At 60.6% G+C, this 23,310-nt stretch carries 19 protein-coding genes, 1 pseudogene and 1 riboswitch; of the genes and pseudogenes, 8 read left to right on the forward strand and 12 right to left on the reverse strand.

Annotation, left to right across the window (positions count from 1 at the left end; translation table 11 throughout):
* Nucleotides 1-110: 110 nt before the first annotated feature.
* Complete coding sequence (locus tag DCO47_RS06805) at nt 111-845, reverse strand: OmpA family protein (RefSeq protein WP_064364292.1); 735 nt, start codon at nt 843-845, stop codon at nt 111-113.
* Nucleotides 846-967: 122 nt separating this feature from the next.
* Complete coding sequence (locus tag DCO47_RS06810) at nt 968-1,612, reverse strand: MBL fold metallo-hydrolase (protein ID WP_042609740.1); 645 nt, start codon at nt 1,610-1,612, stop codon at nt 968-970.
* A 199-nt stretch (nt 1,613-1,811) separates the two neighbouring features.
* Between DCO47_RS06810 and DCO47_RS06815 the strand changes: the two genes are divergently transcribed.
* Nucleotides 1,812-4,136, forward strand: a complete 2,325-nt coding sequence (locus DCO47_RS06815; RefSeq protein WP_116657773.1) for a M10 family metallopeptidase C-terminal domain-containing protein — start codon at nt 1,812-1,814, stop codon at nt 4,134-4,136.
* A 103-nt stretch (nt 4,137-4,239) separates the two neighbouring features.
* Here the strand turns inward: DCO47_RS06815 and DCO47_RS06820 are convergent, their stop codons facing one another.
* The 5 genes from DCO47_RS06820 to DCO47_RS06840 form a co-directional block, all read right to left on the reverse strand.
* On the reverse strand, nt 4,240-6,975 hold the full coding sequence (locus DCO47_RS06820) for a LuxR C-terminal-related transcriptional regulator (RefSeq protein ID WP_116657774.1): 2,736 nt from the start codon (nt 6,973-6,975) through the stop codon (nt 4,240-4,242).
* 225 nt (nt 6,976-7,200) lie between these two features.
* Entirely contained in the window at nt 7,201-8,565 is a 1,365-nt protein-coding gene (locus tag DCO47_RS06825) for a DUF1329 domain-containing protein (protein ID WP_116657775.1), read from the reverse strand.
* 27 nt (nt 8,566-8,592) lie between these two features.
* Nucleotides 8,593-10,482: a DUF1302 domain-containing protein gene (locus DCO47_RS06830; RefSeq protein ID WP_042609736.1), complete on the reverse strand. Its 1,890-nt coding sequence runs from the start codon at nt 10,480-10,482 to the stop codon at nt 8,593-8,595.
* 337 nt (nt 10,483-10,819) lie between these two features.
* On the reverse strand, nt 10,820-12,502 hold the full coding sequence (locus DCO47_RS06835) for a fatty acid--CoA ligase (protein WP_064362151.1): 1,683 nt from the start codon (nt 12,500-12,502) through the stop codon (nt 10,820-10,822).
* Nucleotides 12,503-12,768: 266 nt separating this feature from the next.
* A complete protein-coding gene (locus DCO47_RS06840) occupies nt 12,769-13,398 on the reverse strand; it encodes a LysE family translocator (protein WP_042609734.1) in 630 nt (209 codons plus the stop codon).
* A 278-nt stretch (nt 13,399-13,676) separates the two neighbouring features.
* Here DCO47_RS06840 and DCO47_RS06845 point away from each other — a divergent pair, with 278 nt between their 5' ends.
* The 3 genes from DCO47_RS06845 to DCO47_RS06855 all read left to right on the forward strand — a co-directional run bounded on the left by DCO47_RS06845 (nt 13,677) and on the right by DCO47_RS06855 (nt 16,510).
* Nucleotides 13,677-14,642 (forward strand): 2-hydroxyacid dehydrogenase, encoded by a 966-nt coding sequence (locus DCO47_RS06845; RefSeq protein ID WP_116657776.1) that lies wholly within the window; start codon nt 13,677-13,679, stop codon nt 14,640-14,642.
* A gap of 32 nt (nt 14,643-14,674) precedes the next feature.
* Nucleotides 14,675-15,673 carry a class I SAM-dependent methyltransferase gene (locus tag DCO47_RS06850; RefSeq protein WP_116657777.1) on the forward strand — a complete coding sequence of 333 codons (999 nt, stop codon included), beginning with the start codon at nt 14,675-14,677 and terminating at the stop codon, nt 15,671-15,673.
* Nucleotides 15,674-15,713: 40 nt separating this feature from the next.
* A riboswitch (yybP-ykoY riboswitch) is annotated at nt 15,714-15,836 on the forward strand.
* A gap of 89 nt (nt 15,837-15,925) precedes the next feature.
* The gene (locus tag DCO47_RS06855) at nt 15,926-16,510 is read left to right on the forward strand and encodes a TMEM165/GDT1 family protein (RefSeq protein WP_042609731.1); all 585 of its coding nucleotides are present in this window, start codon (nt 15,926-15,928) and stop codon (nt 16,508-16,510) included.
* 172 nt (nt 16,511-16,682) lie between these two features.
* On the opposite strand, the gene DCO47_RS06860 is transcribed toward DCO47_RS06855, so the two are convergent.
* Nucleotides 16,683-17,501, reverse strand: a complete 819-nt coding sequence (locus DCO47_RS06860; RefSeq protein WP_039761327.1) for a M48 family metallopeptidase — start codon at nt 17,499-17,501, stop codon at nt 16,683-16,685.
* 1,340 nt (nt 17,502-18,841) lie between these two features.
* Between DCO47_RS06860 and DCO47_RS27515 the strand changes: the two are divergent.
* Together DCO47_RS27515 and DCO47_RS27520 are read left to right on the forward strand one after the other, a co-directional pair.
* A pseudogene (locus tag DCO47_RS27515) lies at nt 18,842-19,039 on the forward strand (HAMP domain-containing protein); the annotation flags it as partial.
* Between the two features lie 111 nt (nt 19,040-19,150).
* Nucleotides 19,151-19,894 (forward strand): methyl-accepting chemotaxis protein, encoded by a 744-nt coding sequence (locus DCO47_RS27520; protein WP_371919861.1) that lies wholly within the window; start codon nt 19,151-19,153, stop codon nt 19,892-19,894.
* 205 nt (nt 19,895-20,099) lie between these two features.
* Here the strand turns inward: DCO47_RS27520 and DCO47_RS06870 are convergent, their stop codons facing one another.
* Genes DCO47_RS06870 through DCO47_RS06880 form a run of 3 tightly spaced genes read right to left on the reverse strand, consistent with a single transcriptional unit; the run spans nt 20,100 to nt 21,211 of the window.
* A complete protein-coding gene (locus tag DCO47_RS06870; protein WP_039761324.1) occupies nt 20,100-20,723 on the reverse strand; it encodes an SOS response-associated peptidase in 624 nt (207 codons plus the stop codon).
* Between the two features lie 35 nt (nt 20,724-20,758).
* A complete protein-coding gene (locus DCO47_RS06875) occupies nt 20,759-21,019 on the reverse strand; it encodes a putative signal transducing protein (protein WP_042609728.1) in 261 nt (86 codons plus the stop codon).
* Between the two features lie 9 nt (nt 21,020-21,028).
* Entirely contained in the window at nt 21,029-21,211 is a 183-nt protein-coding gene (locus tag DCO47_RS06880; RefSeq protein WP_042609727.1) for a CPXCG motif-containing cysteine-rich protein, read from the reverse strand.
* A gap of 141 nt (nt 21,212-21,352) precedes the next feature.
* On the opposite strand from DCO47_RS06880, the gene DCO47_RS06885 reads away from it, so the two are divergent.
* Nucleotides 21,353-22,516: a 1-acyl-sn-glycerol-3-phosphate acyltransferase gene (locus tag DCO47_RS06885; RefSeq protein ID WP_172667923.1), complete on the forward strand. Its 1,164-nt coding sequence runs from the start codon at nt 21,353-21,355 to the stop codon at nt 22,514-22,516.
* An 89-nt stretch (nt 22,517-22,605) separates the two neighbouring features.
* On the opposite strand, the gene DCO47_RS06890 is transcribed toward DCO47_RS06885, so the two are convergent.
* The gene (locus tag DCO47_RS06890) at nt 22,606-22,884 is read right to left on the reverse strand and encodes a hypothetical protein (protein WP_064362140.1); all 279 of its coding nucleotides are present in this window, start codon (nt 22,882-22,884) and stop codon (nt 22,606-22,608) included.
* Between the two features lie 193 nt (nt 22,885-23,077).
* Here DCO47_RS06890 and DCO47_RS06895 point away from each other — a divergent pair, with 193 nt between their 5' ends.
* Nucleotides 23,078-23,284, forward strand: a complete 207-nt coding sequence (locus DCO47_RS06895; RefSeq protein ID WP_016770662.1) for a hypothetical protein — start codon at nt 23,078-23,080, stop codon at nt 23,282-23,284.
* The last annotated feature ends 26 nt before the right edge of the window (nt 23,285-23,310 follow it).

A 23,310-nucleotide genomic window follows, 5' to 3' on the forward strand; every position in this document is an offset into this window, starting at 1 on the left:
TGGAATGCGTCCCACTGTAGGAGTGAGCCTGCTCGCGATGACGCCGGCGGCAATGACACAAAAAAAATGCCCGATCACAGGACCGGGCATTAGTTCTTTCAGGCAGTCGCTTACGGGTACTGCTGAACCGTACCCGGTTGCTGTTGCTGATCACCATACTGCTGGCCCGGAATCGCCTTCAGGTTGACTTCAACCCGGCGGTTCTGCGCACGGCCATTGACGTCACCGTTGCTGGCGATCGGATTATCCGGGCCGGCGCCACGGGCCGACAGGTTGGCACCGCTGACGCCTTGCGAGGTCAGGTAGGTCGCCACGCTCTGCGCACGACGCTGGGACAGGTCCATGTTGTGCTGGCGGCTGCCGGTGCTGTCGGTGTAGCCGACGATTTCGATCTGGTTCTGGTTGAACTCTTTCAGCGAGTTGGCCAGGTTGTTCAGCGGCTGATAGAAGGTTGGGGCGATGTTCGCCGAGTCGGTGGCGAAGGTGATATTGCCCGGCATGATCAGCTTGATCTGATCACCCTGACGCTGCACCTCAACACCAGTGTTGGCCATGCTCGCGCGCAGTTTCTTTTCCTGCTGGTCGGCGTAGTAACCGTAGCCGGCAGCGGATGCACCGACAACAGCGGCGCCGATCAAGGCGCCCTTGCCACGGTTGTCGTGGCCGATGGCAGCGCCGGCGAGTGCACCGGCCAGCGCACCGAGGCCACCGTATTTGGCGGTTTTGCTCATGCCCTGCGAGCCACCGTCGGCCTGCCCCTGATTGTCATACGGATTGGGCGAGGCGCAGCCGGACAGCACGGCCACGGCAGTAGCGACAATAATCAAACGACGCGTGGTGAACATGGAGAGCTCCTGGTCTTTTTTGCATTCTTTGGTACAGCGGCCACCGATCAACTAATGGACCTGTGCGGGCGTTGGATCATGACAATGCCTAAAAATTCCGCCCGCCGCCCGTGACAAAAAATTCAGGCACGCACAAACGGGTTCTCTCGCATCTCGTCACCCAGACGCGTGTCCGGACCGTGCCCGGTAACAACGGTTGCATCCTCGTCCAGCGTATATAGCCGCTGCTTGATCGAACGCACGATGGTCGCCTGATCGCCGCCCCATAAGTCCGTGCGCCCTACTCCGCGACGAAACAGCGTGTCTCCGGCAATCAACAGCTTAGCCTCGGAAAACCAGAAGCTCATGGAACCTGGCGTATGCCCCGGCGTGTGCAGCGCGACGCCGCAACCACAGGCCAGTTCTTCGTCATCGCTCAACCAGCGATCCGGCGAGGGTACGGGGGTGTAAGGCACGCCGAACATCTGGCATTGCATTTCGAGGTTGTCCCAGAGGAATTGATCCTCCTTGTGCAAATGCAGGGTCGCACCAGTCTTTTCCTTCATCTGCCCGGAAGCCAGGAAATGGTCAAGATGCGCGTGGGTGTGGATGATGCTGACCACCTTCAGACCGAGGGTATCAAGGCGCGCCATGATCAGATCGGGATTGCCGCCCGGGTCGACGACGATGGCTTTTTTCGTGATCGGGTCGCCGATGATGGTGCAGTTGCACTGAAGCGGTCCGACGGGGAAGGTTTCGCGGATGAGTGCTGGATTCGGAACGGTCATAGGGATCCTGAGCTGAAGGCATGAAGCTGACATCAAGATTCTACGTCACACGCCGATACATATCGCCCGAACAGTTTTTTGACGCCATCAATCGGAAAATAGTGGCCATATAATGCCAAAGCTGTTTTTTTTCGTGCAAAATCAAACCTTGTAGCGGCCACATTTCGGGAAGGGCCGCAGCCTACCTCAGGAATTCTTCATGCCACGCCCTACTGGTTACACCGACACCTGGTCCGCTTCATTGACAGGGGTAGCTCCTGTCGACAGCCTTATTTCCGGCTATAAATGGGAAAGCACCAAGTGGTACTCCCCTGCGGCAGTGACCAGTCTTACCTACAGTTTCATCGTCCCTGGTGTTTCAGTCTTCGCACCGAACTACAGCGCCGACAATGAACCAAAGGCCGCCTACGCCCTGACAAACACACAGAAACTGGCGGTAATGGGCGCACTGGATAGTTGGGCCGCGGTGGCGAATATCACCTTTCAGTTGACCGGTGAATCCTCGACGAGCGTGGGCGATCTGCGCTTCGGCGGTTACTCGTTGCTGGACGACGACGCAGCAGCCTGGGCTTACACTCCTTCCGAAAAGCCTAATGGCGGTGATGTCTGGATCGGACCAAACACAAGTGAACTGTTTCCGGACAAGGGCACTTATGACTTCATGACATTCGTTCATGAAATCGGTCATGCCATTGGCCTGAAGCATTCGTTCGCACCATCAGCCAACAATGCCATCACGCTCGCTCCGGCGCTGGATGACGTCGCCTTCACCGTCATGAGCTATAACAACAATTACTCGTACCTGCCGACCACTCCGATGGTGCTCGACATCCTGGCGATCCAGAGCCTGTATGGCGCCAATACCCAGTGGATGACTGGCAACAACGTGTACTCCTGGGCACCGACACAATCTGTGTTTGAAACCATCTGGGATGCCGGCGGTGTCGATACGATCGATGCGAGCAACCAATTGGCAGCCGTCAGCCTTAACCTCAACGAAGGACAGTACAGCACGATCGGTCAGGCCTTTACTGACCAGGCCGGCAATGCCTTCAATCAAGGTCTGGCGATTGCATACGGCGCGAAGATAGAAAACGCTACCGGTTCGGTTTTCAATGACACGCTGATCGGCAACGCACTGGATAATCAACTCAATGGCATGGCGGGTGCCGACAGAATGGAGGGTGGTGCCGGCAACGATATTTATATCGTCGAGAACGTCGGCGACGTGGTCGTCGAAACCGGTACTTCGCTCTCGGAAATCGACATGGTGTACTCCTACGTCGACTACACCCTGGGCAATAACGTCGAGATATTGAATCTGGTTGGTAGCGCAAATCTCAGCGGTACCGGCAACGCGTTGAACAACACCCTCTACGGCAACGAAGGCAACAACGTAGTCGACGGCGGCCTGGGCGCCGACTTCATGGCTGGCGGCGCTGGCAACGATACTTACATCCTCGACAACGTCGGTGACGTGATCAGCGAGACCAGCACCCTGGCCAGCGAGATCGACACCGTTCGCGCCTCGATCAGCTACGCACTTGTCGCCAACGTGGAAAACCTCACGCTCACCGGCACTGCCAATAATTACGCCGTCGGCAACGCGCTGAACAACGTATTGATCGGCAATGATGGCAACAACCAACTGGTCGGGGGGGCTGGCCTCGACACCATGATCGGCGGCAAGGGCAATGACGGCTACGGCGTCGATCAGGCGGGAGAACTGGCGCTGATTCAGGAATATGCCAATGAGGGTAACGACACCATTGTCATTGAGTACAGCGCTACCGCCCAGACCAGCACCGTCAGTCTGAACCAGAGCAATCTGCTAAACGTCGAAAATCTCATCGTCAGCGGCGCAGGGGCGTTCAACCTGACGGGCAACGTGCTGAACAACACCCTGACGGGCAACAGCGACGCCAACTTCATCGACGGCGGCTGGGGCGCAGATACCATGATCGGCGGCGCCGGTAACGATACTTACATCGTTAACGACATCGCGGATGTGGTGGTCGAGACGGGTACCTCACTCTCGGAAATCGACATGGTCTATTCCTACGTCGACTACACCTTGGGCAACAACGTCGAAATTCTCGCTCTGGCAGGTGCCGCAGACCTCAAGGCTACCGGTAATGCCCTGAACAACACCCTGTACGGCAACGATGGCAACAACGTACTGGACGGTGGTGCGGGCAAAGACACGCTCATTGGAGGTAACGGAGCCGACACCTTCGTCTTCCGCGCAGTCAACGAAATAGGCCTCGGCGCCAATCGAGACGTCATCACTGACTTCAACAGCCTGCAAGGCGACAAGATTGATCTGACGAAGTTTGATGCCAACCTGATGACTGCTGGCTTTAACGGCTTCACTTTCATCGGCGCCAATGACTTCACCGGTGCCGGGCAACTGCGCTTCGTCGACCACGTACTGTCGGGCAATGTCAGCGGCAATGCCGGCGCGGACTTCGAAATCCAGCTGGTCGGTGTGAACAGCTTCAGCGCCAACGATCTGGTGGCCTGACGCACTGTTCACTTGCCAGGCCAGCAACCCCGGCCGGTGAACTGAAAACAAACGCCCCGACTGGTTCGGGGCGTTTGTTTTTCTGTCGAGTCATGGCGTGATCTCAATAGAGCAATCCCAGTTCCTTGGCGCGCGCCACTGCCTGGGTACGCCGCTCGACGCCCAGCTTGCTATTGATGTGGCTGGCGTGGGTTTTCACGGTGTGCAGGGAAATGAACAACTGCTCACTGATTTCCTGATTGGAACAGCCCTGTGCGATCAGGCGCAGTACCGCCAATTCACGGCTGCTGAGTTGTTCAGTGACAGAGCTTTCCACGGTGGGGCGCAACACTGCTGTTGGAAAATGCGTAAGCAATTGCTGGCTGACCGCGTTGCAAGTGAGCGCCTGCAGTTGTCCTCGCAACCAGTCGGGATGACTTTTCAGCAACGCCTCAAAAGGTTGAAAGGCACCGCCGGCAGCAGCTTCCAGCGCCAGAGTCAGGGTTTTGCGCGCTTCAGACTCTCGTCCACTCGCCAGCAATAACGCCACCTTCTGCGTCAGTGCCATCACGCTGAGCAACTGCCGCCCGGTTCGCTGACCGTTTTCATGCAACACATTCAAGCGCCCTTCGGCGAGCATCGGTTGCCCCTGAATCACATCGAGCAACGCCTGTTGCAGCTCCACATGCAGTGGCAGCTGTGGATGAAACTCCGGCGGTGCGGCAGCATGCTCGCCGGTGTAGGTCTGGCCCAGGCGCGCGAGCCACGCCTCGGCGAGATCGATACGCCCCTGCGCCAGCCACAGTTCGCATTTGACCAGCGTAATCATTGCCAGATAGTAGATCGGCGGCACGTCCCAGATGTGCATCAGGCGTTCGGCTTCGGCGAGTTCGGCAAAGGCCTTGGCGAACTCGCCGCTGGCCCCGTCCAGGCGAGCGATCACGCAGTGACCGATCAGCACGCTGATGTCGCGACAGGCCCGCGCTTCGCCAATCCCGGCGAGCAGGCGTACGCGCGCGGCCTGAGATTGCAAACGCATCGCCAGCAGGAAACCTTCGTACAACGTCAGCCGCGCGCGTACCGCGTACAGTCGTTGCGGCGACAGACCACGCAAGCGCTCCAGCCCCTGATGCACTTCATCCAGCGCGCGCAGGATCTCGCCCCGCGATTGCAGAACCCGGGCCCGATCGTAATGCGCCAAGGCTTCGAATAATGGATTGCCAACCCGTTGCGCCAGTTCGAGGGATTCACGGTTCAGCCCGCGTGCGCGCCACAGATCGCCGTCGGCGATCGCCAGATTGGACAGGGTCGACAGGCACATCAGCCGCTGGCCGTAGCGCTTGGCCGGCAGGCTTTCCAGCGCCTCGCCGCAATAGCGCAGGGTCAGCTCGCGATGGCCGCGTCCGCGAGCGATGATCCCGCTCAACGCCAGCCACTGCGCCAGCATCGACTTCTGCGCGGTGGCCGAGGGCGCTGGCAGAAAGCGGCTCAAATGGCTGGCCAGCTCTTCGGCGGCATCGAGTTGGCAGGCCAGCCCCAGTGCCCAGCTGTAGAGCACGATCAGCCGTGGCGTGCTGATCAGCAGGCTGTCGGGCAAGTCCATCTTCCAGCGCAGCAGCATGCCGACGTTCTGCTCGGCGAGCAGTTGTTCTTCGGACAGGTTCTGTACCAGGTTCGCCGCGACATCGAGATGCCCGGCACGCAACGCCTGCTCCACCGCTTCATCGAGCAAGCCCTGCGCATTGAACCAGCGACAGGCGCGCAAATGCAGGGTGGCAGTCGGCACCATCGCCTGGGCGATCGGCCGGCTGCGCAACAAGTCGGAAAACAAATGGTGATAGCGATACCAGTGACCGTGCTCGTCCAGCGGCACCAGAAATACCTGATGAGCGAGCAGAAAGCGCAGGATCTCGGCGCTGTCATGGGCTTCGCGGACGGCGTCGCACAGCTCGCTGCAAAAGCGTTCCTGCGGTGCGGTTTCGTAGAGAAAGGATTGCACGTCGGCGGGCAGGCAATCGATGACTTCTTCGAGCAGATAGTCGCGAATCAGCCCTTCCCCGCCGTTCAGCGCTTGCGGCAGCGCGGCATCGCTGCCCGCCTCGGCCACCGCCAGCAACCAGAAGCGCAGCCCGGCGACCCAGCCTTCGCTGCGCTGGATCAGGTTTTCCAGTGCCTCGCCGCGCAGTGAGCTGCTGTGCCGATCGAGCAGAGTCAGCGCTTCATCGTGGGTCAGGCGCAAATCCTGTTCGTGCAGCTCGAGCAACTGCCGCGACAGGCGCAGACGCGCCAGATGCCAGTCCGGGCGCTGCCGACTGGTGACCATCACCAGCAAGCCATCGGGCAGATGATTGAGGAAAAATTGCAGGCAACGATCCAGCACCGGCCCTTGGGCGAGGTGGTAATCGTCGAGCACCAGCAGCAGCGGTGCAGCGGGATCGAGATGCAGCGCGAGCTCGTCGAGCAGTCCGTCGAGCCATTCTTCGAAGGCGAACGGCTGATGACGCTGACGCATTTTCAGCAGGCCAAGAGCACCGGCGCCCAAGGCCGGAAAATAGTCTTGCAGACCTTCGAGCAAGCGCTCGAGAAAACGCCCGGGATCACTGTCACGCGGACTCAAGCCCAACCACAGACTTTGCCAGTGCGCGGGCAGACTCTGACAGAACTCCACCGCCAGCGAGCTCTTGCCGAACCCTGCCGGGGCGCTGACCAACAGCAACCGGCCACCCAGCCCGGCCTGCAGACGCTGGCAAAGGCGCGGCCGCAGAACATAACCGTCAGGCAGCGGCGGGCGGAAAAAACGCCCGTCCAGTGCTGCGACGGTGATGCTTGCGGGACCCGGAAGTGGGGACAGATCAGTCATGGCCGGCTCTTGTTCGAAGGCGATTGGCGGCGTTGCAGATGTCCGCAGCCTAGCCTTAATCGAACCGGTTATGAAGGTTGCTGCTACAAATGGCTACAAAAAGCCTACATCCACTGCGACCCTCCCCTCCGGCAGCTCCTACAAAAAGCGATTTCAAAAGCCGAAAAAACGCCCCGAACCAGTCGGGGCGTTTTCATGAGGATGCGGCCTCGGGTTCAAGCAGCTTTAGCGCACACCATCCTGACGCAGAGCGGCCGGGGTGAAGTCGCTGGTGGTGGCGGTGAAACCGAAGTCATACGCCTGCTTCTCTTCGTTCTTCATGCCCAGCGCCAGATAACGGCCGGACTGCAGGTCGTAAAGGGTTTCGAGGGCGTACCACGGCACTTGCTTGTCGTAGTAGTTCTCGGCATGCGCCTCGGCCACACGCCACAGTTGACCACGACCGTCGTAATGGTCGATCACCGCGGCTTGCCAGGTGTCCTCGTCGATGTAGAAGTCACGTTTGGCGTAGATGTGGCGCTGACCTTCCTTCAGGGTCGCTGTGACATGCCAGACGCGGCGCAGCTCGTAACGTGCCAGGTCCTGGTTGATGTGACCGGCCTTGATGATGTCCGAGTACTTCAGTTTTGGATCGTCGAGCTTGTAGCTGTCGGAGGCGATGTACATCTCCTTCTTGCCTTCGAGCTTCCAGTCGTAGCGATCCGGCGCGCCGTTGTACATATCGAGGTTGTCGGAAGTACGCAGGCCGTCGGCGGCGGTACCCGGGCCGTCATACGACACTTGCGGTGCACGACGCACCCGACGCTGACCGGCGTTGTAGACCCACGCCGAACGCGGCTCTTTGACCTGATCGAGAGTCTCGTGCACCAGCAGTACGCCACCGGCCAGACGCGCCGGCGCGGTCACTTTCTGCTTGAAGTAGAACAGGATGTTGCCCGGGTTCGCCGGATCGTAGTCCTTCATCTTGTCGCGGAACACGAACTGATCCTGGAAGTACACCAGGCTGTACGAGCCGTTCGGTTGCGGCGTGGCCTGGGTCACCAGGCGGGTCACGCTGCCGCCGCGATAGCGGGTGATGTGGTTCCAGATCACTTCCACACCGGTTTTAGGAATCGGGAACGGCACGGCGGTATCGAAGTTTTCCAGACCGTTGCCGCCGGACACCAGATTAGTGCTGGTCGCGTTCTTCTTGATGGCAGCGAATACGTCATCGGGCACGGTGGCGCCGCGATGGGACGGATAGACCGGCATCTTGAAGGTTTCCGGGTAGCGCTTGAACATCGCGTACTGGCCCGGGGCAAGCTTGTCCTTGTACTTGTCGACGTCCTTGGCAGTGATGGTGAACAGCGGCTGCTCACTGGCGTAAGGGTTGGACAGAAAGCCTTTGCTGTCGACGCTGCCGGCATTTTTCGGCAGCGGTTTCCAGGCCGGGATCGAACCGTCGGCGTTACCGGCCATCTCCGCGCCCATCGGCGTCAGGCTCTTGCCCAGTTTATCCGCTTCGGCAGCAGGCACCGCCGCCATGACGCCGCTCGCCAGCAGCGACAGGCCCAGAACACCGGCGTGGAACAGACTCTTTGTTATTTTCATAAATTCGTTCGTCCTGAAATGCAGTGCTTAGAAGTTCACGCCGAAGCTGAGCGCCACGAAGTCGCGGTCATCCACGGTGGTGTACTTGCCGTCGAAGAAATTGGTGTAGGCCAGGCTCGCGGTGTAGGTGTTCTGGTATTCGGCATCGACGCCCAGGCTGACCGCTTTGCGACCTTCTTCGAAGTTGCCGCCAGGGCCTGGCGAGTAACCGCTGACGTCGTGGGACCAGGCCACGTTCGGCTTGAGGTTTACCCCGGCGAACACGTCGTTGTATTCCCAGATGGCACGACCACGGTAGCCCCAGGACATCGAGGTGGTGAAACCGTCGTTGTCGCAATTGCGGCTGCGGTTGTTCTGCGGCGAACCCGGGCCGGCGCCGTTGATGGTGCTGGCGTTGAGGATGTTGGCGCAGGTATTGGTGGTGCCAGTGGCCGGCAATTCGCCCGGGCCGTAGACCGGATCGCGGCCATAACGCATGTCGGAGCGGCTTTCCAGCCCGCCGACGTAAGTCGCGCCCACTTCACCGACGAGGGTCAGACGGCTGGCGCCCATGACCTGATCGAAGAAGTGCGTGAAGGTCGTCTGGATCTGGGTGATTTCCTTGCGCTCATAGCCGTGCAGGTCCTGACCCGGTACGCCAGTGAGCAGCGAAGCGTTGGTCAGCGCGCCGCCCAGTGGACGCACGCCGGCAAACAGGATGTCGGTGGAGTTCAGTTGCACCGGCGCGTTCGGACGATAGCTGATCTCACCGCTCCACGCCGTACCGGTAGGCAGGGTGGTGGAGAAGCTCAGGCCGTAGAGACGAATGTCTTCCGGGTATTCGATGAAGTAATTGGAGTTGCCCGCAACCAGCAGCGGTGCGAGCGCGGCGAACGGCCCCGGCAGCGCAGCGGCGGTGTTGTACACCGACTGCGGCGCACCAGTGGCGCTGAAGATCGGCGCACGGCTGTGGTAGTTCATGAAGTAGGCGCCGAACTCGGTATCGAGTGGCTCGAACATGTATTTGAGGGACGCGCCCCACTGACCGCTGTCGCGGGCATCACGGTCCGGCCCACGGCGCACCAGTACGCCTTCTTCGTTGACATCCACGCCTGCGCCCGCCAACGGCCCGAGGGCGATGGCCGGAATCTGCGAACGCTTGTTCAGCACGCGCAGATTGCTGTCGCAACCGTCGGCAACGATGTCCGGCTGGGAGAAGAAGGTGCCGCAGTTGTCGACGACGGTCTGGTCCCATTCCAGTTGATAGAACGCTTCGGCCGAGAGGTTATCGGTGAGGCTCTGGGACACGTAGAACATGTTGACCGGGATCAGGCCTTCCTTGATCTCGGCGCCCGGACGACGGAACGCGGACACGTCGATCGGGTTGATCGAGTTGATGCCGCCGCCGATGAAGGTACTTTCACCCCAGCTCACCACTTGCTTGCCCAGCCGCACGGAACCCGGCTGATCGGCAATCGCGTAGTTGTGGTAGACGAAGGCGTCGAGGATCTGCCCGCCCGAGGACTTGGCGCCCTCTTTGCGGTTGCTGTCGCTGATGTCCTTGAACTGGCGGCTTTCGTCTTTGAGTTCAAAGTCGTACCAGTATTTGCCACGGACGAACACGCCGGTGTCGCCATATTTCAGTTCAAGGTCATGGATGCCCTTGAAGATCTTCGAGAAGGTTTCGCCGCTCTTGAAGTTGGCGTGACCGTCATCGGAAGTCTGCGACAGGCCATGGCCGCCATTGTTGACGCCGATGAGGTTCTTGTTCGGGCTCTGCGTGGACCAACTGGCACCGATCGACAGGGACGAGTCGAACTGCCCTTCGATTTCACCGACGTTGAAACTGACGCCGAATGCAGGCCCGGCGAGCGAGGAGGCAAGACTGACCGCCAGAGGCAGTTTCGCCCGGCGCCAGAACTGGTTTGCTGAGGTCATCGACGCTACTCCATGTGCATTATTGTTATGGCAGTGAGTACTTTTAAAAACGCTGTGGAGGACCGGGCGCCAGGGCTGCCCGAAATCGTTCCAGAGTTGCTCGCCCCGATCAGTGCGTGTGCTCCGTTTTCAAAAAGTCCTTGAGCGGACTATAGCCAGCGGGTGGTAGCGCTTGATCCCTCTAAAGTGTGATTTGCAGCCGCCAACCACTCTGGAACAGTCCTTTCGCCAGTCCGACACAAGTCGGCACGGCAAGGATGGCTGATTTTTTCGATTTCACAAGCCAAGCGCTTGCTTGGTGGGTCTGGCGCGCCGGTTTCGGCGCGCCAGCAGGCACTCAAAGTGTCGAAAGGAAGGTGCTGTTATTGGCCTGCCACTCGGTGATGTCGAGGCGGATACGCTTCTTGTCGAGCTTGCCGACACTGGTCTTGGGAATTTCGGTAACAAGGGCGATCTGGCTGGGGATCGCCCACTTGCTCAGATGCCCCAGCTCGACGAACGGCTTGAGGTGTTCCTTGAGCTCACGCGCGCCGATCACCTGCCCTTCGCGCACTACCAGCAAGGCAAACGGACGCTCGCCCCACTGCGGGTCGGCAATGCCCACCACTGCTACTTCGCGTACCGCCGCATGCCGACTGATCAGGTCTTCGAGGTCGAGGGAGGAGATCCACTCGCCGCCGGTCTTGATCACGTCCTTGATGCGGTCACGAATGTCGATCACGCCCATGCTGTCCAGCGTGGCGACGTCGCCGGTGTGCAGCCAGCCGCCGGCCCAGAGCTCGGCGCCCTTCTGCGGTTCATTGAAGTAGCCTTCGGTCAGCCATGGCGCGCGCAGCACCAGTTCGCCCTGGGTTTCGCCGTCGGCCGGAAGGAAGTTGCCCTCGCCGTCGACAATCGCCGCTTCGACCAATGGCCCCGGCACACCGGCCTTGATCCGGTAAGTGGTGCGCTCGTCTTCAGTCCCGGCCATCAATTCATCGTTGAGGTGCGCGCAGGACACCAGCGGCCCGGTTTCCGACATACCGTACGCGGCCGTCAGCTGAATGCCGCGCGCCTTGGCGTTTTCATACAGGCTGCGATTGAGCGCGCTGCCGCCGATGACGATCTTCCAGCCGCCGAAGTCGGCATCCTGCGCGGCTTTGGCGTTGAGCAGCATCTGCAGGATGGTCGGCACGCAGTGGGAAAAAGTCACCTTCTCCTTGCGCCACAACTCCACCAGATATTCCGGATCGTAACGCCCGGGGTAGACCTGCTTGAGCCCGAGCATGGTCGCCACGTAGGGCAATCCCCAGGCGTGGACATGGAACATTGGCGTGATCGGCATGTACACATCGTTGGTGCCGAGCAGGCGCACGCTGTCGATCGAACCCATGATCGTCGCCACGCCGATGGTGTGCAGCACCAGTTGCCGGTGGGTGAAGTACACGCCTTTCGGATTGCCCGTCGTGCCGGTGGTGTAGAACGTGGTGGCGACCGAGTTTTCGTCGAAGTCCTGGAAATCGTATTGCGCACTTGCAGCGGCCAGCAATTGCTCGTATTCACCGACGAGGTTGGGCAGCTCTGCGGTTTTCTCCGGAAGATCGGTCAGCAGCAGGGTTTTCTCGACCGTGGTCAGCTGCGGCGCGATGGCCTGGTAGAGCCCGACGAACTCGCTGTTGACCAGCACGAAGCGGTCCTCGGCGTGATTCATGGTGTAGAGGATCTGCTCCGGTGACAGTCGCACGTTGATGGTGTGGATCACCGCGCCGATCATCGGAATGGCGAACATGCATTCCAGGTAACGATGGCTGTCCCAGTCCATCACCGCCACCGTGTCACCGGCCTTCACGCCAGCAGCGGTGAGCACATTGGCCAGCCGCGCAACACGTTCGATCAGGGTCGGATAGCTGTAGCGCAACTGGTCACGGTAGATGATTTCGCGGGTTTTCTCGTAACGGGCGCCGGACATCAGCAGCCGTTTGATCAGCAATGGATACTGGTAGGCCCCATCGGCCGGCGGAATGACCCGAGTCTGCAACATAAGAATCCCTTTTCTGACTGCACGGTGTTGGCGGAGAGATTCGTACTCTAGTGCGCCTGCAAGACAGTCAAATCAGCCAAAGGAATGATTTGCAGAACCGCGCAAATGCTAGCTTTGCGCCAGCATTTCGGGCTGATCCGGAAGAAAACACTACTTGTGGGAGCGAGCCTGCTCGCGAAGGCGTCGGGTCAGTCGACATCTTTGGTGGCTGGACTAGCGCTTTCGCGAGCAGGCTCGCTCCCACAGGGATTAATGTGTTCCAGTTCTCAATGCATCTCGGTAAACGCGATTTTCACGCCGAGCGCGATCAGCACGGCGCCCATGGTGCGGTCGAACCAGTGGCCCATGCGGGCGAAGCCGGCGCGCACGCGGTGTTGGCTGAACAGCATCGCCACCAGGCAAAACCAGATCGCCGTCGCCACCGCCAAGTACACGCCGTAACCGGCCTGCACAGCCAGCGGCGTGTGCGGGTTGATCACCACGGTGAACAGCGAGAGGAAAAACAGCGTGGCTTTCGGATTCAGGCCGTTAGTGACGAAGCCCGAGGTGAACGCACCCCGCGCGGTACGCACGCCGGCTTCCTTGTGCAAGTCATCGGTGACGGTTTTCGCCGGTTGCGCGCGCAAGGCCTTGAAGCCGATGTACAGCAAGTAAGCCGCTGCCGCCCACTTCAGCGCGTTGAACAGCACGATCGATTGCGACACGATCAGACCGATGCCAAGCAACGAATAGCCGACATGCAGGAAAATCGCCGAGCCTACGCCCAGCGCGGTCCAGGTGCCGGCGCGACGCCCATGGGTGACGCTCTCGCGCACCACCACGGCAAAGTCCGGGCCGGGGCTGGCGACGGCGAGCAGATGGATCAGTGCAACGGTCAAGAACTCGGTCCAGTACATGGGGGCTCCTATTTTTCAGGGGTAAACATCCAATCGGCAGTCACCACCCATTTGTGGCGAGGGAGCTTGCTCCCGCTCGGCTGCGCAGCAGTCGTAAAACCGGTACACCGGATAGTGCTGAGACAACCTCATTAGGCTTGGGTCTGCTTCGCAGGCCAGCGGGAGCAAGCTCCCTCGCCACAGGTATTACAGCGGCTCATGCTGCCGAGTAACCAATTGTTTCATCTGGTAGGCTCGGCAGAGTACGCCCTCCGCTCACAGCACAAAAGGTACAGTTGATGACGAACACGCGCCGCGCGGTATTCCTGGATCACCCTTCGCTGGACCTCGGCGATCTGGACCTCAATCCGTTGCGTGAATGCTTCAGCGATCTGCAGCTGTTCGCCCAGACTTCGCCGGAACAGGTCAGCGAACGCCTGCAAGGCGCCAGCGTGGCGATCACCAATAAAGTCGTGATCGATGCGGCCGCGATGACTGCCAATCCGCAACTGAAACTGATCCTGATCAGCGCCACCGGCACCAACAACGTCGACCTCACCGCCGCTCGCGCTCACGGCATCACCGTGTGCAATTGCCAGGCATACGGTACCCCGTCGGTGGCGCAACACACGATCATGCTGTTGCTCAACCTCGCCACGCGCCTGGCCGACTATCAGAAAGCTGTGGGCGAAGGCCGCTGGCAACAGGCGAAACAGTTCTGCCTGCTCGACTACCCGATCGTCGAACTGCAAGGCAAGACCCTCGGCCTGCTCGGGCATGGCGAACTCGGTGGCGCCGTGGCGCGGGTGGCCGAAGCGTTCGGCATGCGCGTGTTGCTCGGGCAGATTCCCGGGCGCCCGGCGCGGCCGGATCGTTTGCCACTGGAGCAACTGCTGCCGCAGATCGACGCCCTGACCCTGCACTGCCCGCTCAACGAGCACACCCGGCATTTCATCGGCGCCCGTGAGCTGGCCTCGATGAAGCCCGGCGCATTTGTGGTCAATACCGCTCGTGGTGGCCTGATCGATGAGCAGGCGCTGGCCGATGCTTTGCGCAGCGGTCACCTCGGCGGTGCTGCCACCGATGTGTTGAGTGTCGAGCCCCCGACCCAGGGCAATCCGCTGCTCGCCAGCGATATTCCGCGCCTGATCGTCACCCCGCACAACGCCTGGGGCAGTCGCGAGGCACGCCAGCGTATCGTCAGCCAACTGAGCGAAAACGCCGAAGCGTTTTTCAGCGGTGAGGCGCTGCGGGTCGTCAGTTGATAAACTGCGGCACTTTTTTTCAAGGAGCAGTTATGGATCCGCGCAGTGAAGTACTGCTTCGTCAGGCCGAGTTATTCCAGGGTTCGCTGTTGTTGGCGGGCTTGCCTGCCGACGACTTGCTCGGGCGTCTGCCCAACGCGTTCGGCTGGTGCTGGCACGCTGGCGATCAAGCCGCGCTGGACGCACGTTTCGAAGGCCGTAGCCAGTTCGGTGTGAATGTCCCGGAGCGCGAATTCGACAGCGCCGTGGTGTTCCTGCCCAAGTCCAAGGACCTGACCGACTACATCCTCAACGCCGTGGCATCGCGTCTGGCCGGGCGCGAGGTGTTTCTGGTCGGGGAAAAACGCAGCGGCATCGAAGGCGCCTCCAAGCAGCTCAATCCGTTCGGCAAGCCGCGCAAACTCGACAGCGCCCGTCACTGCCAACTCTGGCAAGTCACCGTGGCCAACGCGCCGGAAGCGAAATCCCTGGAAAGCCTGGCGCAGACTTACGAACTGCCGCTGGCCGAAGGGCCGTTGAAAGTCATCAGCCTGCCGGGCGTGTTCAGCCACGGTCGACTGGACCGCGGCAGCGCCCTGCTGCTGGAACATCTGGACAAACTGCCGAGCGGCCATCTGCTCGATTTCGGTTGCGGCGCCGGCGTGCTCGGGGCTGCGGTGAAACGTCGCTATCCGCACAATCAGGTGACCTTGCTCGATGTCGACGCGTTCGCCGCCGCCAGCAGCCGTCTGACCCTGGCCGCCAACGGCCTTGAGGCGGACGTCCTGACCGGTGATGGCATCGACGCCGCACCGATGGGCTTGAGCGCAATTCTGAGCAACCCGCCGTTCCATGTCGGCGTGCACACCGATTATTTCGCCACAGAGAACCTGCTGCGAAAAGCGGCCAAACATCTGAAAAACGGTGGCGAACTGCGCCTCGTGGCCAACAGTTTCCTCAAGTATCAGCCGCTGATCGAGGAGCACTTGGGCGTGTGTGCGATCAAGGCTGAAGGCAATGGTTTCCGCATTTACCGGGCCAAGCGCGGTTGAAAATTTGTGCTTGCCCAATCGGATTTGCCTAGGCAGAATCCGCTCCGTCCTAGGGGAGTAGTCTCCCACGAGCGCCAAGCTCGTCCGGCATACGTCAACATACTTGATCCTCAGATCATGGCGTATGCGACCCAAGCGTCCGCAGCAGACGGATCGCAGGGTTTGACAAGACCTATGACACGCACACCTTACCCGGGGCGGGAAGGCTGTACGTGTCATAGCCGTGTCGACCCGCCCCTTAGGAAATTCCTGATGCTGGACTCGTTACTCGTTCCCACCGCTATCGTTGCCTTGGCCGAAATCGGCGACAAGACGCAACTGCTCGCGCTGATTCTCGCCGCTCGCTTCCGCAAACCCTGGCCGATCATTGCCGGGATTGTCGCCGCGACCCTGGCCAACCACGCAGCAGCCGGTGCGGTAGGTGCCTGGTTCGGCAGTTTCTTCTCCGACGCCGTCCTGCACTGGATCCTCGCCGCCAGCTTCGCGGCCACAGCACTGTGGACTCTGGTCCCGGACAAGATGGATGACGACGAAGCCAGCACGGCGCGCAAGTTCGGGCCGTTCCTGACGACCCTGATCGCGTTCTTCCTCGCCGAAATCGGCGACAAGACCCAGATCGCCACCGTGATGCTCGCCGCGCAATACCCGGAACTGTGGCTGGTGATCATCGGCACCACCGTGGGCATGCTGATTGCCAACGTGCCGGTGGTACTGGCGGGTAATTTCGCCGCGGACAAACTGCCACTGACCCTGATCCGCCGCCTCGCGGCTTCGGCGTTCATGATTCTGGCGATTGTTGCGGTTTATAAAGCGATGCAGAGCAGTGGATGGGTTTAACCCTACTCCTGATCTGGAATGAACTGTGGCGAGGGAGCTTGCTCCCGCTGGGCTGCGAAGCGGCCCCAAACGCTGCAATCGCGGTGTAACAATGTCACCGCATTGCCTGCATTTACGACTGCTGCGCAGCCGAGCGGGAGCAAGCTCCCTCGCCACAATGGCCCCGTCAATCTCAGGATTTCGGGGCTTTTTCGTACAGCGGCATCACTTTCGGAATGGCTGCCTGCAACGCCGCAATGCGACTGCTCGATGCCGGGTGAGTGCTCATGAATTCCGGTGGCGCGCCCTCGGAAGCCTTGCTCATCTTGTCCCACAGGGTGATCGCCGCGTTCGGGTTGTAACCGGCGCGGGCAGCCAGCTCCAGACCAATCAGGTCGGCTTCGTTTTCGTTGGCGCGGCTGTTGGGCAAGGTCATGCCGTAGTTGGCCACGGTGTCGGCCAGCGCCAGGCTGTCCTGACCCAGCCCGAACAACGCACCGGCGCCCTGCTTCGCCATCTCCATGCCATAAGCCTTGGACATCGCTTCACGACCGTGCTCGCGCAGGGCGTGGGCGATTTCATGGCCCATGACCGCGGCAATTTCGTCGTCGGTGAGTTTCAGGCTGTCGATCAGCCCGGTGTAGAAAATGATCTTGCCGCCGGGACCGCAGTTGGCGTTGAGCTCATCGCTCTTGATCAGATTGACTTCCCACTGCCACTGCGCCGCGTCCGGGCGGAAGGTCGGTGCCTGGGCGATCAGCCGGTTGGCGATGGTCTGCACGCGCTTGGCTTCCGGGCTGGTCTTGTCCAGCACACCTTTGCTTGACGCCTCGCCGACGGTCTTCTGATACGACTGCGCGTACATCTGGTCGACCTCTTGCGAGGACAGCATGCTGAACATGTACTGCTTGCGCTCCACGCCCACGGCACCGCCGCTGGTGGTGTTGACCGACTGACAACCGGCCAGCAACAGCGCTGCGCTCAGTGCACTTGTAACCAATGTCTTGTTCATTCAAAAACTCCCTGAAAACCTGAGGCGTATCCTAGGCGGCTAATGGTATCGGCGCCAGATACACCGGACGCATTGCGCGTACATTCACCTATGGCCGCAAGACGCGGTGGAAATTCCTCAACGCGCATTGAATCCGCCGTGCACCGATCCATCCACGACATCGCGCGGCGATTCCGACCAACGTCTCTCATGGCCCTGCACGCGCCGCCGATAAATCCCTCGCAGATTGTCCTCTTGCGTGCGGAGCTCCCATGAAGTTCAAGTCGATCCAGTTTTCCGTCGCCGCCCTGGCCGGCGCCATCGTTCTCAGCGTGGTCGCGGCGCTGGTGCTGTATGCACTGTTCTCCGGCGCTCGCACTCAAGAAATGGTGCAACAGCGCACCCAGGCGCAGTTCGAGCAAGTGATCGAGCAGCGCCTGACCTCGTTGGCCCAGACTCAGGTCAGCCAGATCCAGCGCGAACTAGAAGCGCCGCTGCTGATCGCCGGCGGCCTGGTTCGCGTCAACGCCCTGCTCGGCACAAACGGCGCCGATGGCCAGCCGCGCCTGAGCCTCAGCCGCGAACAATTGATCAGCCTGATCAAGGAAAACGTCGAAAAGAATCCGAAGATTCTCGGCACCTACATCGGCTGGGAAAAAAACGCACTGGACCACAATGACGCGGCCTACGTCGGCAGCGCCGTGGTCGGCATCGATCCGGCCAACGGGCGCTTCCTGCCGTGGTGGTTCCGCAATACCGATGGCAGCCTGGGCGTGGACAAACTGGCCGATGTCGACGATCAGAAAACCCTGTCCACGGGCGTGCGCGCCAGCGAGTACTACCTCTGCTCAAAAGAGACGAAGAAACCCTGCGTGATCGACCCGGCACCGTATAAGGTCGGCGACAAAATCGTCATGCTCGCCTCGTTCATCGAACCGATCATGGTCAACGGCGCGTTCCAGGGCATCGTCGGCGCCGACCTGTCAGTGAACTTCATTCAGGACATGCTCCTTGCCGCCAACCAGAAACTCTATAGCGGCGCCGGGGAAATGGCCCTGGTCGGCGGCAATGGTCGGATCGTTGCCTACACCAAGGATTCGAGCAAATTCGGCGAAAAGGTCAGCGACATCCTCGACGCCGAGCAGACCAGCAACCTCGCCAATCTGAAGCGCGACGAGGTGACCTATTCGGTCAATCAGGCCAAGGGCCGCATCGAGCTGTACCTGCCGTTCGGCATCGGCCAGACCGACGCGCGCTGGACGCTGATGCTGCAATTGCCGCTCAACGCGGTAATGGCCGATCTGCAGGCCCTGCAGGGCGACCTTGATGCCCAGCGCAAATCCGACACCTTCGGCATGGCCATGGTCGGCCTGATCATCGCCGGCATCGGCCTGCTGGTGATCTGGCTGGTGGGCCACGGCATTGCCCGGCCACTCAAGCAAATGGTCGCCATGCTCGATGACATCGCTCAGGGCGAAGGTGATCTGACCCGGCGTTTGAGCAGTGACCGCAGCGATGAACTGGGTTCGATTGCCAAAGGCTTCAACACCTTCCTCGCCAAGTTGCAGGCGATGATTACGCAAGTGGTGACCTCGGTGCAGAGCGTCAGCGATTCCTCGGAACACACCGCCGACATCGCCATCCGCACCAACATCGGCGTGCAGAAACAAATGGCCGAGATCGATCAGGTGGCGACCGCCGTGCAGGAAATGACCGCCACCGCCCAGGACGTCGCGCGCAACGCCACCCAGGCGGCACAAGCAGCGAGCCACGCCGATCAAGCCGCCAGCCAGGGCATGCAGATCGTCCGCGACACCTCCAATTCGATCGGCGTACTGGCGGTGGAAATCGGCAAGGCTGTCGACGTGGTGCAGACGCTGGCCAAGGACAGCGAAAACATCAACGCCATCCTCACCGCCATTCGCGGGATCGCTGAACAGACCAACCTGCTGGCTCTGAACGCGGCGATCGAGGCCGCGCGGGCCGGCGAGCAGGGCCGCGGTTTTGCCGTGGTCGCCGACGAAGTGCGCAATCTGGCGCAGAAAACCCAGAAAGCCACCGAAGAAATCCAGGCGATGATCCAGCAATTGCAGCAAGGCACTCGCGATGTGGTGCGCGTTATGGAAGACAGCCAGAGCCGCACCGACGAGAGCGTGCAGCACGCGGCGAAAGCGGCCGAGGCGCTGGAGACGATTACCCAGGCGGTGTCGGTGATCAACGACATGAACACGCAGATTGCCAGCGCCGCCGAGGAGCAGAGCGCGGTTGCCGATGACATCAACCGCAACGTGATCAATATCGGTCAGGTGGCGAATGAAGTGGCCGGCGGTGCGGATGAGTCGAGTTCGGCGAGCGCCGGGTTGACCAAACTGGCGGAACAGCAGCGGCGGTTGATCAATCAGTTCAAGGTTTGAAAGATCAAGAGCCCCTCACCCTAGCCCTCTCCCGGAGGGAGAGGGGACCGATTGGGGGATGCTTCAAAAGTCCGTCGACCCGCAGGTCCTCGCTGAATCCATAATCGACTGATTCTTTCAGGTCGATGTCTGACGCGAGACACCTCGGTCGGCCCCCTCTCCCTCCGGGAGAGGGCTGGGGTGAGGGGCTTTTGATCCACGCAAATCAAGCCGGGGTCAGGCACTCCGGCCCATTCAATTTCGGATCATTCACCAGATTCGCCAGCACCCGCTCGCGCAGCGCCGCCGGCTCGCTGGCGAGCAAACCCTGCAACACATGCAGCGGCGTTTCGGGATCCAGCCAGGCAGCCTGCCCCGCTTCATCGAGAATCAACGGTCGCCGCTGACTCGCCGCCGATTGAGTGATCACTGCCGTGCTCAGCCAGACCTGCTCCTGCACCGGATACGCCTCCCAGATCGCGGCGAAAAACAGCGACGAGCCCTCCCCCGGCGTCAGCCAATACGGGCGCTTGCGCTGGGTGCCGCGCCATTCGTAAAAGCCGTTGGCCGGCAGCAGGCAGCGCCGCAGACGCAATGCCTCGCGAAACATCGGCTGTTCTGCGACGGTTTCAGCGCGGGCATGGGCCGGGGTTTTCGACAGATCGGTCAGCCACGGCGGCGTCAGGCCCCAGCGCGCACGGGCCAATGTGCGCTGGCCGTCTTCGTCGGCACGCAGCATCAACACCGAATCATTGGGGGAAATGTTCCACTGCGCCTGCTGATCGGCGGGAAAACCTGGCAGGGCCGCGAAGTCGCGGTTCCAGCGAAACAGGGCATAACGTCCACACATGGGGCAACACGACTCTTGATCAAACGAACGTCAGCCTAACAGACCAGCGTCCCGGGGAAGCTCTCCGGTTCGTCGCCGGGCAGCGGCAGCGCGGCATTGTACGCGGTGATCAGTTCACGGGCGTATTCGGCCTGATCGTTGTCCACCGACAACCCGAGCAGGCCGAAGATCGGCAGCTCCCCCGTACCGCCCACCAGATCACGGCCGATCAGGTGCGCCTCGATTCCTTCATTGGCGAGCATGCCCTTGAGCATCTCGCCTTCCATCAGGTTTGCCGGTTCGTAGATGCGCTGCATACGCGGCCCTCACTCGTTTTCGCTGAAGACTTCGAGAAACCAGTCTTCACCGTGCACCTGCAGAACAAAGGTGATCGGCCGGCAGCACACCTGACAGTCCTCAATGTAAGTCTGATCGCCACCGGACAGGTCCACGGATGTTTCAACCACTTCCCCACAATACGGACATTCATACTCAGCGGCTTCCAGCATCGCGGTCTCCCAAGTGACTTGTGCGTATAATCGCCGGTCTATTTGCAGGGCTATTTTTGTCTGACTACTTTTCAGACCGTGCCCTGCGGGTTTTCGATCAAAACCTTTACTTACCCTAGCCGTTTCCAACAAGAGAGCATGATGGGCGAATTCGATGCCATCCGACCTTACGACGACAGCGAAGTACCTGCGGTACTGGCAAGGCTGCTCGGCGACAAGGCGTTTCTAGATATCCTCACCCACTTCCGCTTCCCGCGTTTTGCCGGTGCCTTCGGCTGGATGCTCAAACCTCTTATAGCCCATCGGCTGCGTCGTGAGTTTGCCGACGTGAATTCCGTGGCTACCTTACAGGACAAAGTCGAGTACTACGTCGACCACACCATCGAGCGCGCCACCGACGGCGTGACCTACACCGGTGTCGAGCAGTTCAAGTCCGGCAGCGCCTACCTGTTCATCGCCAACCACCGCGACATCGTCATGGACCCGGCCTTCGTCAACTACGCCGTGTATCACGCCGGCCTGCCGACACCGCGAATCGCGATTGGCGACAATCTGCTGCAGAAGCCGTTTGTCAGCGACCTGATGCGCCTGAACAAGAGCTTCATCGTCCACCGCTCGATCACCGGCCGTCGCGAGAAAATGGCGGCGTATCAACTGCTGTCGGCCTACATCAACCACTCGATCCGCAACGACTGCGCGTCGATCTGGATTGCGCAGGCTGAAGGTCGGGCCAAGGATGGCGATGACCGCACCGAGTCGGCGATCCTCAAGATGTTCCACATGAGCCGCAAGGACGAGCCGTTTGGCGAAGTGATCCGATCGCTGAACGTGACGCCAGTGTCGATCAGCTATGAGTACGATCCGTGCGACCAGGCCAAGGCCCGCGAGCTGTACATCCGCGCCACCACCGGCACCTACGCCAAGGCGCCGGGCGAGGATGACGTAAGCATTGCCAAGGGCATCACCGGCTACAAGGGCCGGGTGCACGTGAACTTTGCCGCGCCGATCACCGAGGTGTTCGAGGACACCAAGCAATTGGCGATCGAGATGGACAAGCAGATTCTCGGCGGTTACCGGCTATTCCCGGTGCATTACCTGGCGTACGCGCAGTGGGCGGATGCCGATCCGCAATTGAACGTGCCGAAGGCGGCAGAGGTGTTCCCGGCCGACGAACTGGCCAAGGCGCAGGATGAATGGCAGAGCCGACTGGACGCCTGCCCCGCTGAGCATCGCCCGTATCTGGTGCTGCAATACGCGACGCCGGTGCGCAATCAGTATCGGGTCAAGGCTGGGTTGCCGCTGTAATTTTTCAGAGCAAGATCAAAAGATCGCAGCCTGCGGCAGCTCCTACAGACATCTGTGTAGAAGCTGCCGCAGGCTGCGATCTTTTGCTTTTAAAAGCGGGTGCTGATCCAGGAGACCAGCAGCGCCAGGCCCAGGCAGGCAAAACCAAAACGATAGAAAAACCGGTTCATGCGCAACGTTGCCCAATCGAGCATCGGCTCGGCATTCGGCTGCGCCTGGCGCTGGGCGGCGAGACTGGCCTGGGCGCGTTGCTCACGGCGGCGGGTCGCGTGCAGCAGCCAACTGCCCGGAAAGGCCAGCAGCAAGGCCAGCAGATTGATCAACTTGGCGGGATGGGCGGTAAACAGCGTCATCAAGTGCAGCGACATCACAGACCTCGAACTTAACCGGTGTGGCAGACGCCAGACCGACGACCGCGGCGCGGATTCTACCCAAACCGGCCCACCCTGCCCCAGCCTTTGCGACAAATAACCAGACAATCGACCGATGGCTGTCCTGTGTCATGGCATCGTCACGTGGATGCTGCACCCTGCGCGCCTCGAAACCCGAATGGAATGCGACATGCTGCATGCGGAAAACCAGGATCGCCTGTACCTCATCACCCCATACGACGACCAGCAAAGCCTGGTCGGCAGCCTTGCCTTCAATGTCCAGGATCGCCATTGGCTGGTGTATTGCGCGCTGGGCGGGCATCAGCATGCGGATTTGCCCGAGACCGATTTGCTGACCGGAGTGAGCGTCCTCGATTTCTATTCCCAAGCTGCCTGAACGTCAAAAGCACCCTCACCCTAGCC

Origin of the sequence: Pseudomonas sp. NDM, assembly GCF_003105095.1 — a bacterium.
In the GTDB taxonomy this organism is placed as follows: Bacteria; Pseudomonadota; Gammaproteobacteria; order Pseudomonadales; family Pseudomonadaceae; genus Aquipseudomonas; species Aquipseudomonas moraviensis_A.